This is a genomic window from Bacteroidota bacterium (genome assembly GCA_039111535.1).
Taxonomy (GTDB): domain Bacteria; phylum Bacteroidota; class Rhodothermia; order Rhodothermales; family JAHQVL01; genus JBCCIM01.
Window position 1 is genome coordinate 1 of record JBCCIM010000090.1, and the last position, 24,037, is coordinate 24,037.

A 24,037-nucleotide genomic window follows, 5' to 3' on the forward strand; every position below is an offset into this window, starting at 1 on the left:
GAAAAGATATTCAAAAAAAGCTCCAAACATTACCTCCAGCATGCAAAATTCTGGAGATGCCCTTTTCGATTATTTCTCAAAACGAATCGTAGGTAAACCTGTTCCGATTCGTTCTCAACCCCAATCTCGGCTAACCAAACAAACAACCTTGGCGCAAACACCAAATACTGAGCACACAGCTAGAAACACCACAGTTACCCAGGAAATCATCAAATCATGGCCCAAAGCGGAGTTGCACTGTCATCTCGACGGCTCCTTGCGACTCAGCACCATGCTCGAAGAGGCCAAAAAGCAAGGCAAGCTCAGCATTCTGCCGGCGGACAGTGTTGAAGGGTTGCAGCGCATCTTAAAAGAAATAGACGCATCAGACACGCTTGAGGCCTACCTCTCCTGGTTTAAGTACTCAATTCCCATCATGCAGTCTCGCGAATCTCTGCGGCGTATTGCCTACGAACTGGCAGAAGACAACGCGGCCGAGAATGTACGCTACCTTGAGGTTCGTTTTGCCCCTATCCTGCATAGGGAAGAAGGGCTAACGCTTGAAGCCGTGATGGATGCCGTGCTCGATGGGCTAAAACAGGCCGAGAAAGACTTTGGCATGACCACATCGGTTATTATCTGCGGGCTCCGCGACCGGTTTGAAAGTGCGTCTTTTCGACAGGCAGAATTGGCTGTGGAGTACAAAAACAAAGGCGTTGCAGCGTTTGACCTCGCCGGCGGTGAAGCCGGCAACCCGTCCACCGATCACCTTAGTGCGTTTTACTACGCCCGCAACAACCTTCTCAACCTCACCATTCACGCCGGCGAATCGTGGGGCCCCGACTCCATCCGGCAGGCCCTCTTCTTTTGCGGCGCCCACCGGATTGGCCACGGCACGTCGCTGCACCAGGACCCCGAACTGGTCAAATACATGGTCGACCGGCAGATTCCACTGGAAATTTGCCCAACCAGCAACGTGCAAACCAAAGTTGTAGAGAGTTACGCGGCACATCCGCTTAAAATGTATGTTGATGCGGGTATTCCAGTGACCATCAACACAGACAACCGGCTTTTCAGCCGCACGACCGTCACAGAAGAGCTGTGGCATGTTTACGATAAATGCGGCATTTCACAGGCGCAGCTGCGGGAAATTGTCCTGAACGGATTTCGCTACAGCTTCTTGCCCTGGGCAGCGCGTCAGGAGATGCTGGCAGCTGCCATCGATGCATTTCCGCTACCAGCTACACCGAACACGCCTGTCTGGTAGTACTTGGTTAATTCTCAATTGATTAGGGTGCCCCGGCCGGTGTAACGAAAACTTGTCTGGAGTGAAGCGGTATCTTTCCTCCATTTTGCTACGTTTTTAATCCAGTCCTGTATTGATGAACAAGGTTGTACGGTCTACAGATAGTTTGTTGGGAGAGGTAACGCTGCCGGCAGACAAATCCATCGCCATTCGCTCTGCGCTCATGGCGGCACTCAGCAACGGCACGTCACAAATAGTCAACTTCCCAAACTCCGCGGATCCGCAATCAGCCTTGTCTTGCCTCCGGCAACTCGGCGTTTCGATTGAAGAAGATGAAGACGGCATCCTGGTTGTGGAAGGGGTTGGGTTAAACGGACTCAAACCCGCCGATGGCCCCATCGATTGCGGCAATTCGGGCACAACGATGCGCCTGATCAGCGGTATTCTGGCTGGACAAGATTTTGACAGTGTTTTGACGGGGGATGCCTCGCTCAACAGCCGGCCGATGAAACGCATAGCAGATCCCCTCCGCGATATGGGTGCTTCGCTCACATTAACAGAGGGCCTCCCCCCTATTCACATCAAAGGCGGCGTACCCCTCAAAGGTATTTCTTACAAATTGCCGATGGCATCCGCCCAGGTAAAATCGTGCGTACTGCTTGCGGGGCTTTATGCAGATGGAGAAACCACGGTGATCGAGTCGAAGCCTTCGCGGGACCACACGGAGCGTATGCTCGGCCTTGATTCTGTAGAAATGAACGGACTGCGCCATATTTCTGTGGAAAAAGGCCACGTCATTCCCGCCGGCACCTGGGCTGTGCCCCGCGATTTCTCGGCTGCGGCGTTCTTTCTTGTAGCCGGCGCCATTATTCCACATACCGAAATCAAAATCCCGGGCGTGGGCATCAACACTTCGCGTAGCGCACTGCTCGACGTGCTCCGGGCCATGGGGGCAAACATCGTAATGGAAAACGAACGCATCCATGCTGGTGAACCGATAGCTGACCTCACGGTCCGCTCTTCGCGGTTGCACGGTGTCAAAATCAGCGGCGACGTTATCCCTATTCTGATTGATGAAATTCCTGTCCTTGCCATTGCAGCGGCTTTTGCACAGGGCCGCACTGAAATTCGGGAAGCAGAAGAGCTTCGGGTAAAAGAAACCGACCGGATCGACGCCATGGTCAAAAACATGCAACTCATCGGCGCTGATATTGAAGAGTTTGAAGATGGCATGGCCATCACAGGCGGCAAGCAACTAACAGGCGCGACGGTTGAAAGCTACGACGACCACAGGATTGCGATGGCGATGGGCGTTGCCGGCCTGGGTGCCAAAGGAGAGATGTGCATCAAAGACGCTGAATGCGCGAGTATTTCGTTTCCAGATTTCTGGGAGCAGTTGAACGGACTCGTTGTGTGAGTTAGGAGCTAGGAGCTAGGAGTGTTAACGCTTGGTTTCTCGACGTGTTTTGACTTGATATCATGTGCTGGCTGCTCGCCCAGATCCTTCGCGTGGCTCAGGATGACGATGGGGGAAGCAGGCTGCCATCCTCTACTCGGCACTCAACACTCGGCATTCGGCACTCAACATTCGGCACTCAATCCCCAGCACGCTAATTAACGCGACTCGTCTCCCGGAATCCAGCGATGCACCTTCATGTTGATGCGGCCATTGTCGTTGAACGTTACCCCTTCTGATCGCAGGCGTTCTTCCATCAGGTACGGCGTTTCAAAAAGTTGGCTGGCGGTGAGTTCGCCTGCTTTGTTTACCACCCGATGACACGGCAAACCTTTGCCGCCGGCGGCCTTCATGGCCCATCCCACGGTCCTGGCTGCACCTTTTTTACCCAGGAAGGTTGCAATATCACCATACGTCGTCACTTTACCCATTGGGATTTCAGCTACGACATCCCATACTTGCTCAAAGAAATTTCCTTCCTGTGATGCTGCCATAAGAATCACCCTGTTACCGAATGGGTTGTATGTTTTGCTGGCGGATACGCCCCGCGCTGCTGCCGGCGTCGCCACCAAACGTGTAGTTCTGTAGCGCCAGCTTTACCAATTCACTGCCTGGTACCGGGAAATGTACAGGGGTGCCACTGGTGAGGTCACCCCAACCACGGTCGTCGAAATACTCTAAGCCGCTGGATGTGCTCAGCGTCTCCCAGCGTTTCTCGTGTTTCAGTTTGGCCCACAAGCTTGCGGTTTCAAGATGACTCTGCGCATCTTCCGGGCTCCCTACGGTTTCTGATGCCTGTGCTGGCGGCAATTCGCCGTTGACAACCCGCGTGTTGTTGATCAGGTCTACTGCTTGTTGCAAGTCACCACTGGTGTGCAACAGGCCTTCAGCCATCAATAAATCCATTTCAGCCGGCAGCATGTAAACCATCGGGCCCGTGGCATTTGCGTTTACATAATCCAGCCAGCGCCTGTGGTTGTGGGAGGAATAATGGTACGTGCCATGGATAGCGGGAAATGGACCATTGGTGCCCTGGAATTGCGTATACGTACCGTTAACAAAAGGATCTCTTCCGTCTCCGCCCACAATACGTCGATCGCTTGTAAGTACTTCAAAAACCAGGCGCTCCTGCAACGGCGTGTTTTCCCAGGCTTCAAATCCACCCGACTCATCAGCCGGCCCCAACATTTTGTAATCAATGCGCGACCAGGTAGTACCGTTGGAAAAGAACCATTTCACGCAATCCCATTCTTCCGTCTCACCATCACTGACCGGTGCAAAAGTATCGGTAATGCCCTCACTGATGTGTGACATGATAGCCGGCCAGTTGGCGGCCGCCCGTTCAGCAGGCGTGCGGGCAACCTGCGCCATCCATTGCGCGATAAACGAATGACCAAGCGCAGCAAGATCATTGTTGTCCATATCAAGCCCAAATACCCAGTCATCAGTTGCGCTTATGACAAACGCCCCGTCATTGGCCGTAAGCAGGGCTTCTTCCATTTGTGCTATGGCGGCCGTCATTACCTCTGTGTAAGGCAGCAAAGGCAGGTCGATATCTCCCCGGGCTACGGCTTCCAGGTCGATGGTCTCATCCACAACAAACGCCTGGTCGAAAATGAGCGCAAGGTAGGCGTGCGCCCAGGCGCGGTTAAACTGCGCAAAGGCGCGCAGGCGGTGGGCATTCTGGTTGGCGGTTACCTCACCGGCTGTTTCAAGGACTGCGAGTTGCCGCAACACGTCGTTGGCATTCGCAATCACAGCGTACGACCCAAACCAAGGCCGCTCGATAGAGGTCCGCCAATTGTACGCCGGATCGTTATCCCATGCAACGCGCGGCTCAGACGACATATCGCGCATCCCCCAGTTTGACCAGGAAGATGAATTTGCGTCGGCCATGGTTTGTAGCATCATGGCTTCGCCACAGCCCTGCCGTTCCCAGTTTGTGGCAAACAAGGAGGCGCCAAGGGTTTCGATATCATCAAAAGTCAGGGCAATGCGTTCTCCCGGTAGCTGGTTTTCATTTTCTACCGTAAGCTCCTGGCACCCGGCCAGCAATAACAAACCGCAAAGCGCAAATCGTTTAAAATCGATCATAACTAAAACTGAATTTCCAGTTTGGCGGTAAAGGTTCTGTAAGTAGGGTATCCCAGTTGATCATAACGATACAGGGTGGCGTCGGCGCCTACATTGCCGGCGTTACCTACAACCGTACCCACTTCTGGGTCAAATCCTGAATACGTTGATGTCGTCAACAAATTGCGCGCGGTTACCCCAACCGTAAGCCGTTTCAAAAACGTACCCAATACAGTGCTGAGTTGGCGGTAATTAAAGGAGTAGCTCACTGCAATTTCGCGTAGTTTGACAAAGGAGCCATCTTCCACAAAATGCGAGGTGGTTTGACCAAGCTGCGCGTAGTAAGCAGCCGGCTTTTTCAATCGATCAGCCTTGCCGGCCTGATCGAGGTCTGCTCCGCGTTCCGACTGATAGAGGAGGTACCGGGTGTAGTTGAACACATCGCCACCAATCTGCGCATTCCACAGCATCCGCGCTTTCCAGCCACCGTAACGGAAGTTTACCGGTAGCCCAATATTCAGGTCTGGCGTAGTTTTGCCAACAGGCACCCGCGCTTGCCCCGTCTCATCTCCTTCGATAACCGGGATGCCCCATGCATAGCTGGTCCCATCCGCAACTACCGTCGTGCCCCACAAGCTTTTTTCGATGCCCTCCTCGTACGTGTTGCCTGCACCAACGGCCACAACATACCCGTCGTCATTTACATCGAACAGGGTGCTGCTTAAGCCGGCAGGCAGTTCATCCAACGATGTCAGGGCGCGGGTGCCATACAGCGTCCCCAGCGGAGTCCCTTCTTCAAAATAGAATGCCGACAATGGGCCGCCGCTAAAGCCGGGGAAAGATAGTTGTGTCAGTTCCTGGTCCACTTTATCCACCGTGATGCCCAGATCAAGGGATACCTTGCTGCTATGCAGGACAGTGGCCCGCAGATTTGCTTCCCATACATTGCTTTCCAGGGTGCCGGCATTCTGCCATTGTCCTTCTACGTTGAAGAAACCCGGCAGCGGGACAAAAAACAGCAAGTCTTCTGTTTTGCGGTCTTCGTAAATCACCTGCAATGAAACGCGATCAGAGATCGACACATCGAGTCCAAGCTCCAGCCCGGTTGTACGTTCAGGACGCAGGGCTCTATTGCCGAGCCGGCTGCCCAGGATAACAGCACCTTGCTCACGAAACAGTGGATACTGTGCATCAAAGCGGGGTCTGCCACCTGCAGTGCCATAGCCGGCAAACAACTTAAATATGTTAAATTGAAACGCACCGCCGACCCTGTAATATTGTTGCCACCGCTCTTCTGCACCAAAAAGGGAGTTGCCTTCTTGCACAAACATGCCTTCAAGCAATACGCTGTTTTTGTAAGACACCCCGGCAGCGGCTATCCAGACATCTGCCAGAATTTTTCCACGCGTTTCACCGGAAAACTCATTTTCGATATCAACCCCAATAATACCTGGCTCGGTAATACCGGAGAAGGTTAACAGTCCATCCGTGCCTTCGTGCCTGTATCCGAGCCGGCCATTCATGACCCATGGGCCAGAATACAGGTCAAAGAAAGCATCAGCTTCGTAGAGCAGGGTTTCAGTTTCTAGCTTGCGGCGATAGTCTGCAGCACCAGGTGAAAAGTCGGTCGAGGCAAAAACAAAATTGCTGGCGATCACCTCTCGCTGATCTTGCTCGGCCCTGTCATACGCAGCTGAGGCCTCTAGTTTGAGCCAGCTCGTGGGCGCATACGTACCGGCTATGCGGCCAAGAATGCGCGTGCGGTCAGTTGAGAATTCCGTGTTGTCGAAAATGTAGAACGGGTTGTTAAACTGCGCGAGCGCATCGGCCTCAGCCAGCGGGCTACCCGTTGCATTTGTAGCACGCAAATCGGTGACTGGTGTTGAGAGAATTGCTCCCCCGATAGGGTTGAAGCCCGTAGCAGTAAGTGTTGCCGAATTGCCAAGCGGCGACATTGTTGGTGCATCGTTAGAGGAAATCCCAAAACTGCCAGCTCCGGAAAAGGATAAATTGCGGAGTACGCGGTGATCGACATTTACCCGTGCTGCTTGCCGGTTAAATCCTTTCCAGGGTTGAATGATGCCGGCGTCACTCAGGTTGGTAAACGAACCGTGGTAGTTGGTCTTTGCATTATTACCGCTTACTGCAATGTAGTTCGTGTAGCCAATGCCACGCTTAAAAAACTGATCAGCCGCATTGAAGGTGGTGCCAGGGAAAGGATTGTCATAAAAAGAAACGCCATTGATGCCATTGTCGATGACCGTCCCATTGCCATAAGGCACGGCATTGCCATCGTTGTCTACAAATCCGCCTTCAGGAGAAAGTCGCAGGTTATGTGACTGGTTGATGGGTACGCTTCCAGACAGATTGTTAAGACCAATTTCGTTGCGCAAGGTCACGCGCATCCCGTTGAGTGGAACGTTTTGTCGGCCGCGTTGCGTTTCTATCAGCACAACACCAGACTGCCCGCGGGAGCCGTATTCTGTTGCGCCGGCAATGCCTTTGATTACCTCTACAGAGGCGATATCGATTGCATCAAGGTCGACCTGATCAGCACTGAGGTAAACACCATCAACAATAAACAGGGGCTGGTTGCTGCCTGTGACTGAAGTGGTGCCGCGCAACCGCAAGGACCATGCATCGCCGGGAGTACCTGAGTTTTTGAGGGCTGAAACGCCAGCGATTTTGCCCTGTAACGATGATACTGGTGATTCACCCGGGACTTGCGCAAACGCATTATCGCCAAGCCGTGAAGCAGAAAATGCCTTGTTTAACGGCTGTCTAAAAGGAGAGACGAAAACTCTCAGTCCCACATTCCATAGTTCAGGGTTATACTCCAGCAAAAAGTCATGGCTCTGGACACCCCGCTCAAGCACAATCATTTTCGAGGCCGGCAACATGCCGACTATATACACCTTTAGCTCCAGCTCCTGCCCTGTTGCAAGCCGGCCCGGTATCGAAAGCTCGTACTGCCCATTTAGATCAGTTGAGGCGCCATAGAGCAGTGCCTCAGCAATAACACTTACCCCGGGCATCGGGACGCCATTTTCGTCCACCACGGTTCCATTCACAATTGCACGCTGTGCGTTTGCAAGACCAGGCATCATTGCCAGGCAAAACATCACACATGCCAACACCAGTTTCATCGTTGATACACGGGGGTTTGAATTTCGGGAGCAGATAAAACCATGCTTGCCAGATTTGCAACCAGAGCTGTACGAATCCAGCTAAATTGGGACATCGCCCAGGGAAACCGTCGGCGGTTACAAACAAAAAAGAGGTCTCCTAAAAAGGAGACCTCTACGATACAATCAAATTTTGATTGATGCTAATATTACGGCAACTAATTCAAAAAAGCCTTACTGGTTACCCAGGATTACAGGCAGGCCGCTTTCGCCACCACCTACAATCACAGTTTTAGTGTTAGACGAGTTAGCCAACTCCTGGGTAGCTTCGATCCCTTTGAACCGGAGAAACTCAGGCGAAAGGCTTTCAGTGATAATCCGCTGGTACTCAGCCTGACCCGTCGCTTCAATTTGTTTACGAACAGCTTCAAGGCTGTCTTTTTGAAGCGTAAAGTAGTACCGTTCAACAGCCTGCTCTTCTGTAAGCTTTTCTTCGATCGCGCTCTGGATCTGCTCTGGCAGCCCAATGTTACGGATCAAAATGGCTTCGACTTTCACAAACTGTGATTCGACGCTCTGCTTAACCCGGTTGATCATCTGCTGCTGAAGCTCGGTTCTACGCGAGGCATACAGTTCTTCAGGCGTATACTGGCCTACAATTTCGCGGGCCGCACTACGCATCTCAGGCTGTACGAGTTTTTCGTAGTAGCCAATACCATAAGTGGTATGCAGCTCAGGCAGGCGCTCGGCATCAGGGCGCCAGCGAACGGACACGTCCATGCTGATTGAGAGTCCTTCAGACGAGAGCGCTGTAATTGGCTCAAGTTCTTCCTGAACGCGCACATCATACTTGATCAGGTTAACCCACGGTGGATGGATGTTTAGCCCTTCACCGTATGTTTCCTCCAGATCAGTACCAGAGAGCACACTGTATTTGACGCCGGCCTGTCCGGAGCCAATCGTCGTGGTCATACATCCGCCGGCAACAGCTGCGATGATAATAAATAACACCAATCCAAATACCATTCTGGATGCTGCCTGTGTAAGATTGGGATAATTATTCGCCATAGCGTTTTAATAAACGTCGTAAGTTGAAACGTGGCGCCAGTCTAAAACTGGCAAGGGCAATGTCTGCGCTACACTGCACATGCGCATCGGCACGCAACGTGAGCTACAGGGCATCTGGCCTTTCTGTATCTGGCCATCCTCGTCTACACTTTTTTGCCCATAAAGGTTCAAATCGGTCGATTTTCGTTAATAAATCAGTAGATACCACTACATCGCCCCCCACGACAACAACCACACGGCAAGCAACAAGGCGTCAAGCAAATCGTTAGACGGGGCACTCCTTTCAAGGTAACCTTCATCAAGTCAGATCAAATTGTTACAGCAAGAATCACAGCAAGAATCACAGCAAGCATTGCTGCACCTCCTGAACAAAGCGCTGGGGCCCGGCCGTGTACAACAAAATGTTCATCTCGCGCCTTTTACAACGTTCAAAATAGGCGGGCCTGCAGACTTCTATGTTGAAGCGCACTCCGCAGATGAACTCTATGAGATCCTGCTACTGGCGCAGACACACAGCATGCCCTACTTTCTCCTGGGCCTGGGGGCAAACATCCTGATTGGCGACGGCGGCTTTCGCGGTCTGGTGGTACACAACAAAGCCCGTGGCATTAAAATCGATCATGAAAAGCAGCAGCTATATGCAGAAAGCGGGGCCATTGTATTCCCAGACCTGATCGAAGCCGCCGTTTCAGCCGGCCTGTCCGGGCTTGAGCACTACGTTGGCATTCCTTCCACTGTTGGCGGTGCCCTGTGGCAAAACCTGCACTTCCTCTCTCCCCCGCCAGAACGGGAGCGCACCATGTTTATCGAAGAGGTGGTACACAGCGCAGACTTGCTCCTGGAGTCTGGTGAGCGTAAAGAAGTTGACCTGGCGTATTTTGACTTTGGATACGATTACTCTACACTCCATGTAAAAGAGGACAAAGTGCTGGCGGCTACCTTCCAGTTGGAAGCGGGTGATGAGGCTGTAATGCGCAGCATCATGGCCGCAAACCTGCAATGGCGCCACGAGCGGCACCCGCCACTGGATACAGAGCCCAGCGCAGGCTCTATCTTCAAGAAAATCGAAGGCATCGGCGCCGGCCGGCTTATCGACCAATGTGGTCTCAAAGGCACCCGCATCGGAGGAATCGAAGTGACGCACCGGCACGCAAATATTTTAATAAATCGCGGCGGTGGTCTGGCAGCCGACGTCCGCGCAATGATCTCACACGTACAGGAGGTTGTACAGAAAGATACTGGTTACCTTCTCGAACCCGAAATCCTGTTCGTCGGCGACTTTGGGTAAACTGGTTTAAGGTTGAAAGTTTTTTACCTTAGACCAGCAACTTTAAACCTTCAACTTTAAACTTTAAACCAACATGACGGATTGGTTTTACGGCGCCTGGGCGGTCTTTGAAAAGGACGTGCGGCTTGAGTTTCGCAACAAGTATGCGATCAATGCGCTGTTGATGTTTGTGTTGGGGGCTATGCCGCTGGTGCTCTTCGCCATGGGCCAGGAAAATATCGGAATCCGCGAACAGGCTGCGCTTTTGTGGTTGATTATCCTTTTTGCTGGCGCGGTGGGGCTTGGCCGTGCATTTATCGGCGAAGAAGAGCGGGGCACGGTACTTATATTGCAGCTTAACACCCGGCCCAGCATGGTGTATGCCGGCAAGTTGATCTTCAATTTCCTGCTGATATTCAGCGTAAATGTCGTTGCCCTCGTTGCGTTCATCATTTTCCTGCAGCTCTCCGTTCAGATTTGGGGGCTTTTGCTTCTCACGCTGGCACTTGGTGCAATCGGACTCGCCGGCGCAACAACACTGTTGGCGGCTCTCATCGCGCGATCCTCAAACCAGAGCGCCGTTTTGCCCGTTTTGCTCTTCCCTTTGCTTATTCCCCTGCTCGTATCTGTGGTTCACGCAACCCGGAGCGCACTTATTGAACATCTGGGCTGGGATGCCGCGATAAATGACCTGATGGTTCTCACCGGGTTTGCCGGTGTAACGATTACTGCATCGGTGCTTCTGTTCGATTACGTATGGAATGACTAAACGGGGTCAACCGCTAGAGCCTGTTGTTGTATTGGAGAATCAATAAGTTTTCGCCGCCGGCAGTAAAGTTCAAGGTATCTTCAAAACAACTGGTCTACACATGCCTTAAAGCTATACAGGAAGCACCCAACCCCTGTATTTCTGCACCACAACCCCTTTTCTTCACCCAACCATGTTAATGACCCAAAAACAGTACAAGCGCTACAAAAAAATACTGATTGGTGTTGTCGCGTGGCTTACACTGGTTATTCTTGGTGGTTTTCTCCTCGATATTCCCAAAATGAATATCCTCGAGCATACCGCACGTAACCTGTATTTCCATGTGCCGATGTGGTTTACCATGCTCGCCGCAGCTTTTGTGTCGGGATACCATTCTTACAAGAACGTCCGCACCAATAAACTGATACACGACATCCGCGCTTCCGAAGCAGCCAGCCTGGCTGTACTCTTTGGCATTCTTGGCCTCATCACGGGCAGCGTATGGGCCCGATACACCTGGTACGTAGGCACGCCCAAGTGGTGGAGCTTTGACCCCAAACAAACCATGGCTGCCATTGGGGTACTGATCTATGGGGCTTATTTTGTCCTGCGATCAACCATTGATGACCCGAACAAAAAAGCACGCATTTCGGCAGTGTACAACCTGTTTGCAACGTCAACATTGCCTTTTCTGCTATACGTACTGCCACGTCAATTTGAAAGCCTGCACCCAGGTGCGGATGGCAACCCAGCGTTTAGCGAAATTACAGCCCCGGTCATGCGCATGGTGTTTTACCCGGCCGTGATCGGATTCATTGGATTATTTTGGATAATCTACACACAACGCGTCCGTCTAAAGGTGCTGAAGCAACGAACGTCCATCGACTGGGACCTGTAATTACAGCCGGCTAATTACTTGCAACCCTGCGCCCCTATTTGCCTAGTGCTAAATTAACATGATCATTTACCCGATACTCGACACAATACAGCAAGAAGAACCCCAGGAAGCCCCTCAAGACGGCGAAGCTACAGCATATGATAGCACCTGGGCCACTGCACAGATTCCGGAACAGGGACCTGTGGGCACAGAGAAAGTGATGCTCCAGGAAGACAAACTTTTTGTTGTCCTGGCCGTCGTCCTGATTATCTGGGCCGGCATTGCCTACTACCTGTTCAAAACCGAACGCCAGCTCCTCGCGCTCGAGAAATCGCTTGCGGAACGAAGCCCTGCATCGGGCATTGCAGAAAGTATCGAAGACTGAATCAGCCTGACATCATGAAGTCTAAAAACATTATCGGTATCGCCTTTATCATCGGGTTTATCACGCTCGCATTTATCAACTTTGGCGCCTCTGTTGGCGGCTATATGGACTTCGAGGAAGCCAAAGCAACCGGAGCCAAAGCGCACGTTGTTGGAAAATGGCTTTCAGAAAAACCTGTCGCCTACGACAACCAGCAAAACATCTTCAGTTTTTACATGGAAGATGAGAATGGCGTAGAGCGCAAAGTACACTACCTCAACCCAAAGCCGGCCAACTTCGAAGATGCTGAAAAGCTCGTCATCGAAGGCAGTATGAAAGGTGACGTGTTTGTTGCAGATTATATTCTGGTCAAATGTCCATCTAAATACAACGAAACGAACGTCATGGGCGAACAGGATCCAATGTCGTCCTAACCGATCCTCTGAACAGCCCTGGCCCCTCCCCAGATGCTTAAAACTGCAATTGCGGTTCTCCTGCTTGCTTTGTTTACCCCCATGTTGGCAATGAGCCAGGATTCGCCGGCAAATTTGTTACCTGAATGCCCAGACACACCCAATTGTGTGCGTGCATCATACCCCTTCAAGTTACTCCCTTCTGAGCTTGCAGATCACGTTATGGCGGTTTTTAAGGATATGGACGCACAATCCATTGACATAGGCAACGTGGATAGCCACGAAATTATGGCTGTGTTCAAAATTATGGGGTTTCTGGATGATGTCCACGTTATGATCTCCGCGGATCAGGAAGGGTCGCTGTTGCATATCCGTAGCGCAAGCCGGGTTGGTAAAAGCGATCTGGGCGTTAACAAGCGCAGGGTCAAGAAAATCCTCAAGAAGCTGGAAGCTGCAATCAACAGCTAAGGACGCAGTGCTGGAACTGAGGTGTCTAGCTTCAGGTCTTGCAATTCACCGTTACACGGTCCCCATCGATTACAAAAGCCAGGTCGGCAAAGCGCTCGACCACCACATCCGCCTCTCCCAACGCCGCTTTTGTATTTGTTGTCGCTACAGCAATCACCTGTGCGCCAGCTGCTTTTCCGGCCTTGATGCCGGCAAGCGAGTCTTCGATAACCACACAGTCTTCTGGTGCAAACCCAAGCTGCATTGCTGCCTTTTGATAGGGCTCAGGGGCCGGCTTGCCATGCACCACGTCATCATACGTCACCAGTACATCAGGTTTGGGTAACCCTAAATAGGCAAGCTGACTCAACACCATTTTCCGGAAAGAACTCGTTGCAATAGCCCACAAATGCCGGGGTAACGTTGGCAACAAGGCAGCCACCCCATCATGCGCAATCAACCCATCCAATCCTCCTACACACAAAGCCTTGAACTGCTCAGCTTCATGCACAGCGTCCAAATGAGGGGCAACAATACCGATGGTTTGGACAGGTGGAATCCCATGATGTACCGACATAATATGTGAAACAGAGACGCCATGCCCTTCGGCCCAACGCCGCCAATGCAACTCGTAAACAGGCTCTGAATCGATCAGTATGCCATCAAAATCAAACAAAATGGCGTTTGCATGTATTTGGCGGGTTGGAGTCTGCATCAGATTCGGTTTTGAGGTCAAATATAGATAAATGTTGCAATCAGGAAATAGATAGCCAACCCGATAATGTCGTTGCTGGTGGTGATAAATGGGCCCGTCGCAATTGCAGGGTCGATACCGCTGCGGTGGAGGAGCAAAGGCACCGTCGTGCCGATCACCGTTGCGAGGATAATTACGGCGAGCAGGGAGAGTCCAGCTGTGAGGGCCAGCAGCATTGGATCTGATATTACCGCTGCAACGCGATCAGAAACCATGGGCAAAGCGATGATGGCCAGTGCAAGCACCAGGGCGAGCGCCACGCCATTGATCATGGCTACGGCCGTTTCTTTGCCAAGCCGGCTGAAAATATCTGTGGTCCACAACTCACCCGAAGCAAGGCCCTGGACAATGATTGCTGAGCTCTGAATGCCCACGTTGCCTGCAGTTGCCATCATAATAGGGATAAATGCCGCCAGCACAACTGCTTTGTCGAGGGCCTCTTCAAAACCACCGATCACAAAACCAGACAGGCCGGCGCCCACCAATCCGACCAGCAACCAGGGCAGCCGGCCACGGGTGATGCTCAATACAGAGTCCGTTGGATCTTCCCCGCCCGTTACCCCACTCATCAGTTGAATGTCCTCTTCCGCCTCTTCACGGATTACGTCCACAACATCATCAATTGTGATGCGCCCTACCAGCACCTGTTCATCGTCGAGCACGGGCAAAGCGACAAGGTCATACCGCTCCATCACACGGGCCACTTCCTCCTGGTCAAGGTTCACATGTACCGACACAAAGTCGGTTTTCATAATTTCAGTTACTTTGCGGTGGGCAGCAGAGAGGAGTAATTTCTTAAGCGTAATAAAGCCTTCGAGCCGGCCTTTCGGGTCCACCACGTATACAACATAAATCTGCTCCATCTCCTCTGCTTCGCGCCGCACCTCCTCTGTCACCTCATGTACGGTCCACTCACTTTGTACGGACACGTACTCGCGGGCCATGAGGCCGCCGGCCGACTCTTCGTCATACGCCAGCAATTCGCGTACATCTTCTTCGTCTTCCAGTTGCGGCAACACCTTCTGCACCAGATCCTCGGGCAGCTCGCCCACAACATCGGTTGCGTCATCGCTTTCGAGTTCATCGAGTAGCGCGGTAATCCGACTGGGTAGCTCAGCTTCGAGGAGTCCATTCCTGATTGTACTGTCGAGCTCAGGTAACACGTCTCCTGCCTGCTCGATCGGGAGCCATTCAAAGAGCTTTTGCGCCGGCTCAGAAGGCAGGTGGCTGATCAGAATCGCCATGTCGGCCGGATGCAGGTCAGCAACCAGGTTCAGCACCATCGCTTGCTGTCCGGACGCAAGCAAGGACTCGATGTCGTCTACCAGCTCGGCATCAACATCGAGCACGCCATCTGCGTAGTCGCTGTCGTCTTTATAGGTTGACTTTGCCATCGTGATACCGATTGGGGAATGCGGTTCTGGAGGTACATGCCGGGCCATCGCGTATCCGCAAAAGATACAATGGGCGGCTATAAGTTGTTATGCCCGTAGTTGCTGCGCCAGCAAGGCAAACTCACTGGGAGAAAGTTCTTCTGCGCGTTTTTTTCGCCAGGCTTCCGGCACTTCGCCATTGCAGGATGCGGCCAACTGGCCCAGGCTGTTTCGCAGGGTTTTACGCCGCTGGTTAAATGCAGCACGAACAACCTTGCGCAACCAGACGGCATCTGTACCGGGCAATATTTCGGGGTCCTTGTCGAAGACCAGACGAACAACTGCACTTTCTACATCAGGTTTCGGGTAGAACACGTTTCGAGACACCCTGAATGCGAGATGGGGCGTTGTCAGTTGTTGGACGGCCACACTCAGGATACCGTACGCTTTTGTACGCGGATGGGCCACGAGCCGCTCTGCTACTTCGCGTTGCATCATCATCACAGCTTCTGCGATGTGTTCGTGTGCATCAAGCAAACTGAACACCACCTGGCTCGTCACATAGTACGGCAAGTTGCCGATGACGTGTATTTTTTCTCCCGCAGCTGCTGCATGCGTTGCCCAGTCATATTTTACCACGTCGGCATGGTGCACCGGGATGGCGGGCATGGATTCCTTCAGGTGGGCAATGGCGCGTTCATCAATTTCTACGGCTTCCAATTTGGGGTAACGCGCCGCGAGGTGCCCTGTTAGTGCGCCGGTACCGGGTCCGATTTCTACAACACAATCATTTTCCTCAGCTTCGAGCAGGTCGATGATTTTATCCCTGATGTTCGCATCGCGGAGAAAGTGTTGTCCTAGACTCTTTTTGGGTGCAATGCTCAAGGTAAAAAGGGGAATAACGTGGAAAACAAGTACGCGCTGAAAAAGGCAAAACCTGTTAACGCATTTTCTTACGTCTGTTACGCACGTAGTCTTCGAACAGGAATTCGCCCAGGCTATCAAGACTTGCAAAATACGCCCGCCCCTGGTTTGCCAGTGTTAATTCTCTGACAAAGTGTTGCAACAGTGGGTCACGGGCAATCATAAAGGTGGTGATAGACACGCCTTCACGCCGGCAAATCACGGCTTCATCCAGCACTTTATTTACAATGCGCCGATCCAGTCCAAAAGCATTGCGGTACATGCGACCGTTTTCAAAATGGCAGCTCGGCTTGCCATCTGTAATCATAAAGATCTGCTTGTTGCGGTTTTTGCGGCGGCGCAAGATATCCCGTGCACGCTGCAAGCCGGCCCGCGTATTGGTGTAATACGGACCCACGTTCAGATAAGGCAGGTCCTTTATCGATACTTCCCACGCTTCATTGCCAAAAGCAACAATATCGAGAGAGTCTTTAGGATAGCGGGTCAGAATCAATTCAGACAACGCCATGGCGGTCTTTCTTGCCGGCGTGATGCGATCTTCACCGTAAAGGATCATCGAATGGGAAAGGTCGATCATCAACACGGTAGCCATGTTTGTGCGATAGTCGGTCTCATAGACCTGAAAATCGTCTTCAGCCAGATTCCAGTCGCCGGCACCAGAGCGGCGAAACGAGTTAGAAAGCGTGCTCGTTACGTCGAGCAAGCTTACATCATCCCCAAACTTCCAGTTTCTGGTTTCAGGAAGGCGTTCATCTCCTTTGCCTATAAACGGCGTTTTGTGGTCGCCACGGCCGGCTTTGCGGAGTTGTTTGAACACTTCTTCCAGCGAACGTGAACGGATCGTCCGTTCGGTCCGCGCAGTAATTTTGATGGTGCCGTCCTGGTCTTCCTGCAGGTAGCCCCGCTTTTTTAGTTCTTCGATGAAATCACCCATTCCCATCGACTCATCGGTGAGGCCGTACTTGTTGTCGAGTTGGGTCATCCAGTTCAGCGCCTCGCTTGCATCTCCTGCAGTATGCTGCAGCAATTGCTGGAATACATCAAATAGCCGGTCAAAGGTAGACATGCCGGCGCCATGCTTTTGATCATCCCATTTTGTAAATCGGAATTCCATGATATTCGGCGCTGATGCTAAAAATTGGATCCCCGGGGTGTACGCGCACGGGCATCGTGCAAGCGAACAGGAGGCTATCCCCGATACGGATTGGCGAGAAAACGTTTGGCCCGACCGTGGGCGCCTGACCAATCGTCTAGCTCAAGTACGTTGTTATAATAGCGTGTTGCAAGCTCCCGCTCGCCTTTGGCGTCGTATACCATACCCAGCCGCAAGTACGCAAGTACTTTAAATACTGACGATCCATCACCTTGTTCGGTCAGAGACTCCAGTTGCAGCAAATAGGCCAGCGCTACGTCAAAGCGGTCATACACCATATGGGTGCGGGCCGCATAATAGTAGGCCTGCTCCCCAATTGTTTTGCTGTATCCTGGTGTTTCTGCTTCGTATTTCTGCAGTACATCCTCAAAGATGGGTAAGGCATCGCCCCATCTGCCCCACCTGAAATATACGCGCCCCTCAAACACATGAAAGAATGAGTTTTGCGGATGCGCTTCGCGTAACCATTGCACATGGGCAAGGCTCTGGCGATAGCTCTTCTCGTAGGTATAATAGATCTGCAGCAGGAAATACGCCGCCTCGGTTTTGATAAAGTACCCTTCTTCCATGGTACGTTTGAGGTTTTCGAGGCCCCTGTCTTTATTGCCCTTCTTCATGAAGATAGTAAAGGGCCGTACTGCAGGGTATTCCTGGGGAATTACGACAGAGAAATAGTCATAGATCGCTTTTCCAAAACCAAAATCGGCGTTTTCGTCTTCTCTTTCAGAAATGGCCATCACGTAGTCGAGGGCATTTTTGCCATCCATGGCTGCAGAGAACCATTTGCCCCGGTTAGATTTTAGCCGGCCACTAAACCCAAGCGCTGCCCCCTTAAAGAACATGGCGTCAAAGTCTTTGCGGTTGCGCTTCAACATGCGGTTTGCCCGTTTCACAGCCAAATCCATCTGTTTAAAGAAGGCTTTGTCATGGGTTTCAGACGGCAGGTCGATCATCACATCCCACCAGATATTGAGCCCCTGCAAAAAAGGCCCTACAGGATGTCCGGGATACAGCTCTTCGATGGCATCAAAAGCTTCTGACGCTTTTTCCCGCTCCATATTATACAAGTGATCAAGGCCGAGCTTGCCGAGCTCCTGGACGCGCGGATCATCAAGAATGGAGGGATTGACTTTTGCCTCGTGGGTCGGAAGTGTAGGCGAGAGGCTTAAAAGTCCAATCAGATAAGAAAGGCTTAGCACCAGCAACCGTTGTCCTGCTGATGCAATTATTAACTTCATAGAATGTCAGTAAATATACACCAAGTATACCTGACTATCGACGCTTCTGCTGCAGACAGGTTTCAGCCGGCACCACGGATTTTGGGTGCCGGCCATGAAACCAGTTCACTATCAAATACGGGGTTCTGCGTCTTTATTTCTTGAAATAGCGGCGTGTACCGGTGTAAATCATGCTGACAAAAAGAATTTTGGCCAGATCAACCGGGATAAAGCGCAACCAGCCTTTGTCGATGGATTCCATCCATGTGGTATGGCCGGCGATGTAATGCAATCCGATTACGCCACAGGTAAACATGAGCAGCGAGCCACAGATGATGGACAACGTGCTGCCTGTGAGGGAATTCCATTTGCGAGAGAGTACGCCAATCAGGGCTGCTGCCAGCGGATAGCCAACGAGGTAGCCGGCTGAGGCTGCGGCAACGAGGTATGCCCAGCCAAAACCTTCGCCTGCAAACACTGGAAAAAACATACCGATGGCGAGATAAAGCAGCTGTGAGAGCAAACCGCCACGCCAGCCCAAATACAGACCGCTACCGTACACGGCAGCCGTTTGGAGCGTAAAAGGGATCTCCCAGAAGTAAATCCTGACCTGCGCGCCAAGAATTGTAAGGAGCGAAAAGCCAACAATGCCCAACACCTGTACAAGTGCTGAAGCCTGCTCTTGACGCAGGCCGTCTACTAATGACGTTTTCCGGGCTTCGAGTTGTAAGATGGTTTGCATAGATACTGATATTCTTATGTCTGATTGCTTCCAGGGGAATCGGTGAAGATCGAAGGTTAGTGCTTCACACACTACAAGGTACTAAACCCCATCGGTAAGTTCACGCGTTTCTTCGGGGGTGTAATTGAGCCGAGACGCGAGCCACCGTTCTACGTCCTGAACGTCCATCTGTTTTCTGGCGGCGTATTCGATGATCTGATCCTGCCCTACCAGGCCGGCGTTGAAGTAGGCAGCCTCCGGGTGAGCAAAATAAATCCCACAAACGGAAGCCGCAGGATACATGGCCAGGCTTTCCGTCAGCTTGATGCCTGTTTGTGCGTCCACATCCAGTAGCTGCCAGATGGTTTCTTTTTCCGTGTGGTCAGGACATGCTGGATACCCGGGCGCGGGGCGGATGCCCTGGTAGTGCTCCCGAATTAGCGCGTCTTTATCGAGCAACGGGCCGTCTGCGTATCCCCAGTAGGTGTGCCGTACCTGTTCATGCAACCATTCGGCCAGGGCTTCTGCCAGGCGATCCGCAAGTGCTTTGACCATGATAAGGTTATAATCATCGTGGTCCGCTTCAAACCGGGCAATCATTTTCTCGATGCCCAATCCTGCAGTGACGGCAAACATGCCAACGTGATCAGCCACGCCGGCGTCTCGCGGTGCTATGTAGTCGGCCAGCGACTTGTTGTGTTTCCCCCGCCCTTTCTGGGCCTGCTGGCGCAGCATGTGCAGTTTAGCTTCAACGGAAGCGCGCGTTTCATCGGTGTAAATCTCTATATCGTCCTGTACGCTGTTCGCGGGGAAGAGCCCAATTACAGCGCGGGCGCCCAGTTTCTTCTCGGCGATGATTTCATCCAGCAACCTGTTGGCATCGTCGTAGACGCGCCGGGCCTCGGGGCCAATTTGCGGATGCTCCAGCAACCGGGGAAACTTGCCTTTTAATTCCCATACAGAGAAAAAGGGCGTCCAGTCGATATACGGCCGGAGCGTTTCAATTGAAATATCATCCAGCACATGCACACCCGGCTGCTCAGGCGCCGGCACGCCGGCATCTTGCCAGACAAAGCCATTGCCTCGCGCTTCTTCCAACGACAGATACGTTGTTTTACGTGACCGCACTGCATGCTGATCGCGTATCTGGCTGTATTCCTCTTTAACTGCAGCAACGAAGTTGTCCGCTTCTTCCGACATGAGTTCGCTCACCACCTGTACTGACCGCGAAGCATCCAATACATGTACAACCGGTGACTTGTAGTGCTGCTCTATCTTCACTGCGGTATGCAGCCGAGACGTGGTTGCACCGCCGATGAGGAGGGGCAATGTATAGTCCAGGCGCTGCATTTCTTTTGCAACATGAATCATCTCATCGAGCGACGGGGTGATTAGGCCGCTCAGCCCTATTACGTCAACCTGCTCCGCTTTTGCCGTTTCAAGGATTTTATCTGCCGGCACCATTACGCCAAGGTCAATCACCTCATAGTTATTGCAAGAAAGCACAACCCCTACGATGTTCTTCCCAATATCATGCACATCCCCTTTCACGGTAGCCAACAGGATTTTGGAGCGCTGCGACGTGTCATCCTCTCCTTTTGCTGCTTCGATAAAAGGAATGAGGTACGCAACAGCTTTCTTCATCACCCGGGCGCTTTTCACAACCTGGGGCAGAAACATTTTGCCGGCGCCAAAGAGGTCACCAACGGTCTGCATCCCTGCCATCAAAGGGCCTTCGATAATCGACAAAGGTTTGTCATACTGCAGGCGCGCTTCTTCGGTATCTTCTTCGATAAAATCGACAATCCCTTTCACAAGCGCGTGGCGCAGCCGCTCCTCGACCGTATTTTGTCGCCACGCAAGCTGTGTTGTCGGGTCTGCGCCGCGTTTCTGGTGGACTTCCTCAGCCATATTCACGAGGCGCTCTGTGGCCTCCGGGTGCCGATCAAAAAGCACATCTTCTATGGCTTCCAGCAGGTCTTTTGGTATTTCTTCGTAGATCTCCAACTGGCCGGCATTGACAATGCCCATATCCATACCTGCACGCACAGCGTGGTACAGAAACGCCGCGTGCATGGCTTCGCGTATGCGGTTGTTGCCCCGGAAAGAGAATGAAATATTACTCACGCCACCGGAAACGCTGGTAAGCGGCAACTCCTTTTTAATCCATGTCGTCGCCTGTATGAAGTCGTACGCGTACTTGTTGTGTTCAGCTATGCCGGTGGCAACGGCAAAAATGTTTGGGTCAAAAATTATGTCCTGCGGCTTAAAGCCGACTTGCCCTACAAGAATGTCGTATGCCCGGCGGCAGATGGCAATCCGACGCTCAAAGTTATCCGCCTGGCCATCCTCATCAAAGGCCATCACAATCACAGCCGCGCCATATTGTTTGACCTTGCGCGCCTGCTCGATGAACGCTTCTTCTCCTTCTTTCAGGCTGATGGAATTGACAATGCCTTTGCCCTGAATACACTGCAAGCCCGCTTCGATTACCGACCATTTTGAGGAGTCAATCACCACTGGCACTCGCGAGATATCCGGCTCAGAGGCAATCAGGTTGAGGAACAGCTGCATCACGGCTTCAGAATCCAGCAATCCTTCGTCCATGTTGACGTCGATCATCTGCGCCCCATTCTCCACCTGCTGGCGGGCAACAGACAACGCCTCTTCAAACTTCTCTTCCTTGATCAGGCGGGCAAATCGCTTCGAGCCGGTAACGTTGGTGCGCTCACCAATGTTGACAAAGTTGGTATCGGGACGAAGTACCAGGGGCTCGAGCCCGGATAATTGCAAGTATGGCGAGGGCTCAGGGATCTTGCGGGGCTTGATGGATGCTACAGCGTCAGCTATGGCCTTGATGTGCTCGGGGGTTGTCCCACAACAGCCGCCGACCATATTCAGGAATCCTGCTTCTGCATACGCCCCCAGTTGGTCAGCCATAAACGCCGGCGTTTCATCATACCCGCCAAAAGCATTGGGCAGGCCGGCATTTGGATACAAGCTCGTTGGGACAGGTGCAATACCGGAGAGGGCCTCGATATAGGCGCGCATTTGATCAGAGCCCAACGCACAATTCAGCCCAACACTCAAGAGTGACGGCATGTGCGATACAGAAATCCAGAAGGCTTCGGTTGTCTGCCCCGACAGCGTCCGTCCACTCTGATCCACAATCGTACCCGAGATCATCACAGGCAGCGTCGTATTGTGGTTATGGAAATATTCCTGAATGGCGTACAGAGCCGCTTTGCAATTCAGCGTATCAAAAATCGTTTCAACAAGCAGGATGTCTACACCGCCGGCGACGAGGGCAGTTGCTTGCTCATAATAGGCTGCAACGAGTTCTTTGAACGTAGTAGCCCGATAACCCGGTTCGTTGACGCGGGGTGAGATGGATAACGTTTTGCTGGTTGGCCCCATCGCGCCGGCGACAAAGCGGGGTTTGTCGGGTGTCCGGGCCGTCGCGGCGTCTGCAGCACGGCGCGCAATCTGTGCAGCAGCAAAGTTAATGTCGTGCACAAGGTGGGTGGTGTTGTAATCCTCCTGAGAAGCCGAGGTAGCATTGAAGGTATTGGTTTCGATGATATCCGCGCCGGCATCCAGGAATGCATGATGAATGCTTTCAATGATTTCCGGCTGCGTCAACACCAGGAGGTCGTTGTTGCCCTTTAGCGGCGAGCCATGATCTTTAAACTGAATCCCGCGGAAATCGTCTTCGTCCAGTTCGTGTTGCTGAATCATGGTCCCCATGGCACCATCAAGCACAAGAATACGTTCTTGCAGCAAAAGGTTGAGGGTTTGGGCTACATCAGACATACATTTCTGTATTTTAGAAAAGAATAAGGGTATACCTCAATGGCATAGTCCGGGGGGAAAGTTTTACAGCACAAGACCAGATTGGTTTTAGGTGGTAGCGCTGCCTGCGCGCAATTTTAATATTTCAGTGCCCGCAACAACAGCCATGCAACTTATCCAGCGAGGAAGGACATAACCATCGCAGCAAATGCCTGCGGTGCTTCCGCATGGACCCAATGGCCGACATTGGGCAGGTGTTGGATTTGGGCCGCCGGGAAAAGTTGCTGAATCTGCGGGGCATCGTTTTCGGTGATGTAATTCGATCGCCCCCCTTTTACAAACAAAGCCGGCCCTGTAAACTGCTGCGCGGTTTCAACCCCCTCATTGATGCGGGTATAACTGTTATAAATCGCATCCAGGTTCATTTTCCAGCTGTACCGCCCACCACCCTGCGAGGCGAGGTTTTTCAATAAAAACTGTCGCACACCTGCTTCTTTGATGTGCTCCGCCAGGGCGTTGTCTATATCCTGGCGCCCGCTGTAAGCCGGCAAATCGAGGCCTTTCAACGCATTCAAAATGTGCATATGATGGGGAGGATAAGCCCGTGGCGCCATATCAGCCACGATAAGTTTTGAGACCAGTTCAGGATGCTCCAGCGCGAGCCACATCGCAACCTTCCCGCCCATAGAGTGCCCCAAGACATGCGCCTGTCCAAGCTGGTTATCGAGGATAAACTCGCGGACATCCGCAGTCATACTGGCGTAATCGAAGACGGGATTATGGGGCGAGCGGCCGTGGTTGCGCAGGTCGAGTGTATAGACGCTGTACTTCTCCGAGAATACAGAACGACTCAGGGTATGCCAGTTTCCGCTTGCGCCGAGCAAGCCGTGTAAGATGAGAAGTGCCGGCCCTTCGCCGTATGCCTGATGGAATAGCTTCATAGTGGGTTGGTTATCGATTCGCAGCGCTGCGTTGAACCCACTACCTACGTCTGCGATCCCCTGTTAAGCCCGAGAGCGCTATGAACCGCAGAACACCGA

20 protein-coding genes are annotated in these 24,037 nt (G+C 52.3%); 8 read left to right on the forward strand and 12 right to left on the reverse strand.

Going from position 1 to position 24,037, the window contains the following annotated elements:
• The first annotated feature begins 148 nt into the window (after positions 1-148).
• Positions 149-1,246, forward strand: a complete 1,098-nt coding sequence (gene add, locus AAF564_14455; GenBank protein MEM8486750.1) for an adenosine deaminase — start codon at positions 149-151, stop codon at positions 1,244-1,246.
• A 115-nt stretch (positions 1,247-1,361) separates the two neighbouring features.
• Positions 1,362-2,642: a 3-phosphoshikimate 1-carboxyvinyltransferase gene (aroA, locus tag AAF564_14460; protein ID MEM8486751.1), complete on the forward strand. Its 1,281-nt coding sequence runs from the start codon at positions 1,362-1,364 to the stop codon at positions 2,640-2,642.
• A 197-nt stretch (positions 2,643-2,839) separates the two neighbouring features.
• On the opposite strand, the gene AAF564_14465 is transcribed toward aroA, so the two are convergent.
• From AAF564_14465 to AAF564_14480, 4 genes are all read right to left on the reverse strand, one after another.
• Positions 2,840-3,175, reverse strand: coding sequence for a methylated-DNA--[protein]-cysteine S-methyltransferase (locus AAF564_14465; protein MEM8486752.1), 336 nt, complete (start codon positions 3,173-3,175; stop codon positions 2,840-2,842).
• 13 nt (positions 3,176-3,188) lie between these two features.
• Positions 3,189-4,775, reverse strand: a complete 1,587-nt coding sequence (locus AAF564_14470; protein MEM8486753.1) for a RagB/SusD family nutrient uptake outer membrane protein — start codon at positions 4,773-4,775, stop codon at positions 3,189-3,191.
• A gap of 2 nt (positions 4,776-4,777) precedes the next feature.
• The gene (locus AAF564_14475) at positions 4,778-7,900 is read right to left on the reverse strand and encodes a TonB-dependent receptor plug domain-containing protein (GenBank protein MEM8486754.1); all 3,123 of its coding nucleotides are present in this window, start codon (positions 7,898-7,900) and stop codon (positions 4,778-4,780) included.
• A 213-nt stretch (positions 7,901-8,113) separates the two neighbouring features.
• Positions 8,114-8,947, reverse strand: coding sequence for a prohibitin family protein (locus tag AAF564_14480; GenBank protein ID MEM8486755.1), 834 nt, complete (start codon positions 8,945-8,947; stop codon positions 8,114-8,116).
• Between the two features lie 313 nt (positions 8,948-9,260).
• On the opposite strand from AAF564_14480, the gene murB reads away from it, so the two are divergent.
• The 6 genes from murB to AAF564_14510 all read left to right on the forward strand — a co-directional run bounded on the left by murB (position 9,261) and on the right by AAF564_14510 (position 13,084).
• The gene (gene murB / locus AAF564_14485; GenBank protein ID MEM8486756.1) at positions 9,261-10,235 is read left to right on the forward strand and encodes a UDP-N-acetylmuramate dehydrogenase; all 975 of its coding nucleotides are present in this window, start codon (positions 9,261-9,263) and stop codon (positions 10,233-10,235) included.
• A gap of 73 nt (positions 10,236-10,308) precedes the next feature.
• The gene (locus AAF564_14490) at positions 10,309-10,983 is read left to right on the forward strand and encodes a heme exporter protein CcmB (protein MEM8486757.1); all 675 of its coding nucleotides are present in this window, start codon (positions 10,309-10,311) and stop codon (positions 10,981-10,983) included.
• 178 nt (positions 10,984-11,161) lie between these two features.
• Positions 11,162-11,860 (forward strand): cytochrome c biogenesis protein CcsA, encoded by a 699-nt coding sequence (gene ccsA / locus AAF564_14495; protein MEM8486758.1) that lies wholly within the window; start codon positions 11,162-11,164, stop codon positions 11,858-11,860.
• 58 nt (positions 11,861-11,918) lie between these two features.
• Complete coding sequence (locus AAF564_14500; GenBank protein MEM8486759.1) at positions 11,919-12,224, forward strand: CcmD family protein; 306 nt, start codon at positions 11,919-11,921, stop codon at positions 12,222-12,224.
• Between the two features lie 14 nt (positions 12,225-12,238).
• Positions 12,239-12,637, forward strand: coding sequence for a cytochrome c maturation protein CcmE (locus tag AAF564_14505; GenBank protein MEM8486760.1), 399 nt, complete (start codon positions 12,239-12,241; stop codon positions 12,635-12,637).
• A gap of 33 nt (positions 12,638-12,670) precedes the next feature.
• A complete protein-coding gene (locus AAF564_14510) occupies positions 12,671-13,084 on the forward strand; it encodes a DUF1499 domain-containing protein (protein MEM8486761.1) in 414 nt (137 codons plus the stop codon).
• Positions 13,085-13,115: 31 nt separating this feature from the next.
• Here the strand turns inward: AAF564_14510 and AAF564_14515 are convergent, their stop codons facing one another.
• The 8 genes from AAF564_14515 to AAF564_14550 all read right to left on the reverse strand — a co-directional run bounded on the left by AAF564_14515 (position 13,116) and on the right by AAF564_14550 (position 23,938).
• Complete coding sequence (locus AAF564_14515; protein ID MEM8486762.1) at positions 13,116-13,778, reverse strand: HAD-IA family hydrolase; 663 nt, start codon at positions 13,776-13,778, stop codon at positions 13,116-13,118.
• Between the two features lie 17 nt (positions 13,779-13,795).
• Complete coding sequence (gene mgtE, locus AAF564_14520) at positions 13,796-15,211, reverse strand: magnesium transporter (protein MEM8486763.1); 1,416 nt, start codon at positions 15,209-15,211, stop codon at positions 13,796-13,798.
• A gap of 87 nt (positions 15,212-15,298) precedes the next feature.
• Positions 15,299-16,075 (reverse strand): 16S rRNA (adenine(1518)-N(6)/adenine(1519)-N(6))-dimethyltransferase RsmA, encoded by a 777-nt coding sequence (gene rsmA / locus AAF564_14525; protein MEM8486764.1) that lies wholly within the window; start codon positions 16,073-16,075, stop codon positions 15,299-15,301.
• Between the two features lie 55 nt (positions 16,076-16,130).
• A complete protein-coding gene (locus AAF564_14530) occupies positions 16,131-17,228 on the reverse strand; it encodes a VWA domain-containing protein (GenBank protein ID MEM8486765.1) in 1,098 nt (365 codons plus the stop codon).
• A gap of 74 nt (positions 17,229-17,302) precedes the next feature.
• The gene (locus tag AAF564_14535) at positions 17,303-18,505 is read right to left on the reverse strand and encodes a hypothetical protein (protein MEM8486766.1); all 1,203 of its coding nucleotides are present in this window, start codon (positions 18,503-18,505) and stop codon (positions 17,303-17,305) included.
• A 133-nt stretch (positions 18,506-18,638) separates the two neighbouring features.
• Positions 18,639-19,226 (reverse strand): biotin transporter BioY, encoded by a 588-nt coding sequence (locus AAF564_14540; GenBank protein MEM8486767.1) that lies wholly within the window; start codon positions 19,224-19,226, stop codon positions 18,639-18,641.
• A gap of 81 nt (positions 19,227-19,307) precedes the next feature.
• Positions 19,308-23,018 (reverse strand): methionine synthase, encoded by a 3,711-nt coding sequence (gene metH / locus AAF564_14545; protein MEM8486768.1) that lies wholly within the window; start codon positions 23,016-23,018, stop codon positions 19,308-19,310.
• A gap of 152 nt (positions 23,019-23,170) precedes the next feature.
• Positions 23,171-23,938 carry an alpha/beta fold hydrolase gene (locus AAF564_14550; GenBank protein MEM8486769.1) on the reverse strand — a complete coding sequence of 256 codons (768 nt, stop codon included), beginning with the start codon at positions 23,936-23,938 and terminating at the stop codon, positions 23,171-23,173.
• Between the last annotated feature and the right edge of the window lie 99 nt (positions 23,939-24,037).

Coding starts and splice junctions, on each gene's coding strand:
- aroA (MEM8486751.1), top strand. CDS start 1,362: ATGAACAAGGTTGTACGGTCTACAGATAGTTTGTTGGGAGAGGTAACG.
- AAF564_14465 (MEM8486752.1), bottom strand. CDS start 3,175: ATGGCAGCATCACAGGAAGGAAATTTCTTTGAGCAAGTATGGGATGTC.
- AAF564_14470 (MEM8486753.1), bottom strand. CDS start 4,775: ATGATCGATTTTAAACGATTTGCGCTTTGCGGTTTGTTATTGCTGGCC.
- AAF564_14475 (MEM8486754.1), bottom strand. CDS start 7,900: ATGAAACTGGTGTTGGCATGTGTGATGTTTTGCCTGGCAATGATGCCT.
- AAF564_14480 (MEM8486755.1), bottom strand. CDS start 8,947: ATGGCGAATAATTATCCCAATCTTACACAGGCAGCATCCAGAATGGTA.
- AAF564_14490 (MEM8486757.1), top strand. CDS start 10,309: ATGACGGATTGGTTTTACGGCGCCTGGGCGGTCTTTGAAAAGGACGTG.
- ccsA (MEM8486758.1), top strand. CDS start 11,162: ATGACCCAAAAACAGTACAAGCGCTACAAAAAAATACTGATTGGTGTT.
- AAF564_14500 (MEM8486759.1), top strand. CDS start 11,919: ATGATCATTTACCCGATACTCGACACAATACAGCAAGAAGAACCCCAG.
- AAF564_14505 (MEM8486760.1), top strand. CDS start 12,239: ATGAAGTCTAAAAACATTATCGGTATCGCCTTTATCATCGGGTTTATC.
- AAF564_14510 (MEM8486761.1), top strand. CDS start 12,671: ATGCTTAAAACTGCAATTGCGGTTCTCCTGCTTGCTTTGTTTACCCCC.
- AAF564_14515 (MEM8486762.1), bottom strand. CDS start 13,778: ATGCAGACTCCAACCCGCCAAATACATGCAAACGCCATTTTGTTTGAT.
- mgtE (MEM8486763.1), bottom strand. CDS start 15,211: ATGGCAAAGTCAACCTATAAAGACGACAGCGACTACGCAGATGGCGTG.
- AAF564_14530 (MEM8486765.1), bottom strand. CDS start 17,228: ATGGAATTCCGATTTACAAAATGGGATGATCAAAAGCATGGCGCCGGC.
- AAF564_14535 (MEM8486766.1), bottom strand. CDS start 18,505: ATGAAGTTAATAATTGCATCAGCAGGACAACGGTTGCTGGTGCTAAGC.
- AAF564_14540 (MEM8486767.1), bottom strand. CDS start 19,226: ATGCAAACCATCTTACAACTCGAAGCCCGGAAAACGTCATTAGTAGAC.
- metH (MEM8486768.1), bottom strand. CDS start 23,018: ATGTCTGATGTAGCCCAAACCCTCAACCTTTTGCTGCAAGAACGTATT.
- AAF564_14550 (MEM8486769.1), bottom strand. CDS start 23,938: ATGAAGCTATTCCATCAGGCATACGGCGAAGGGCCGGCACTTCTCATC.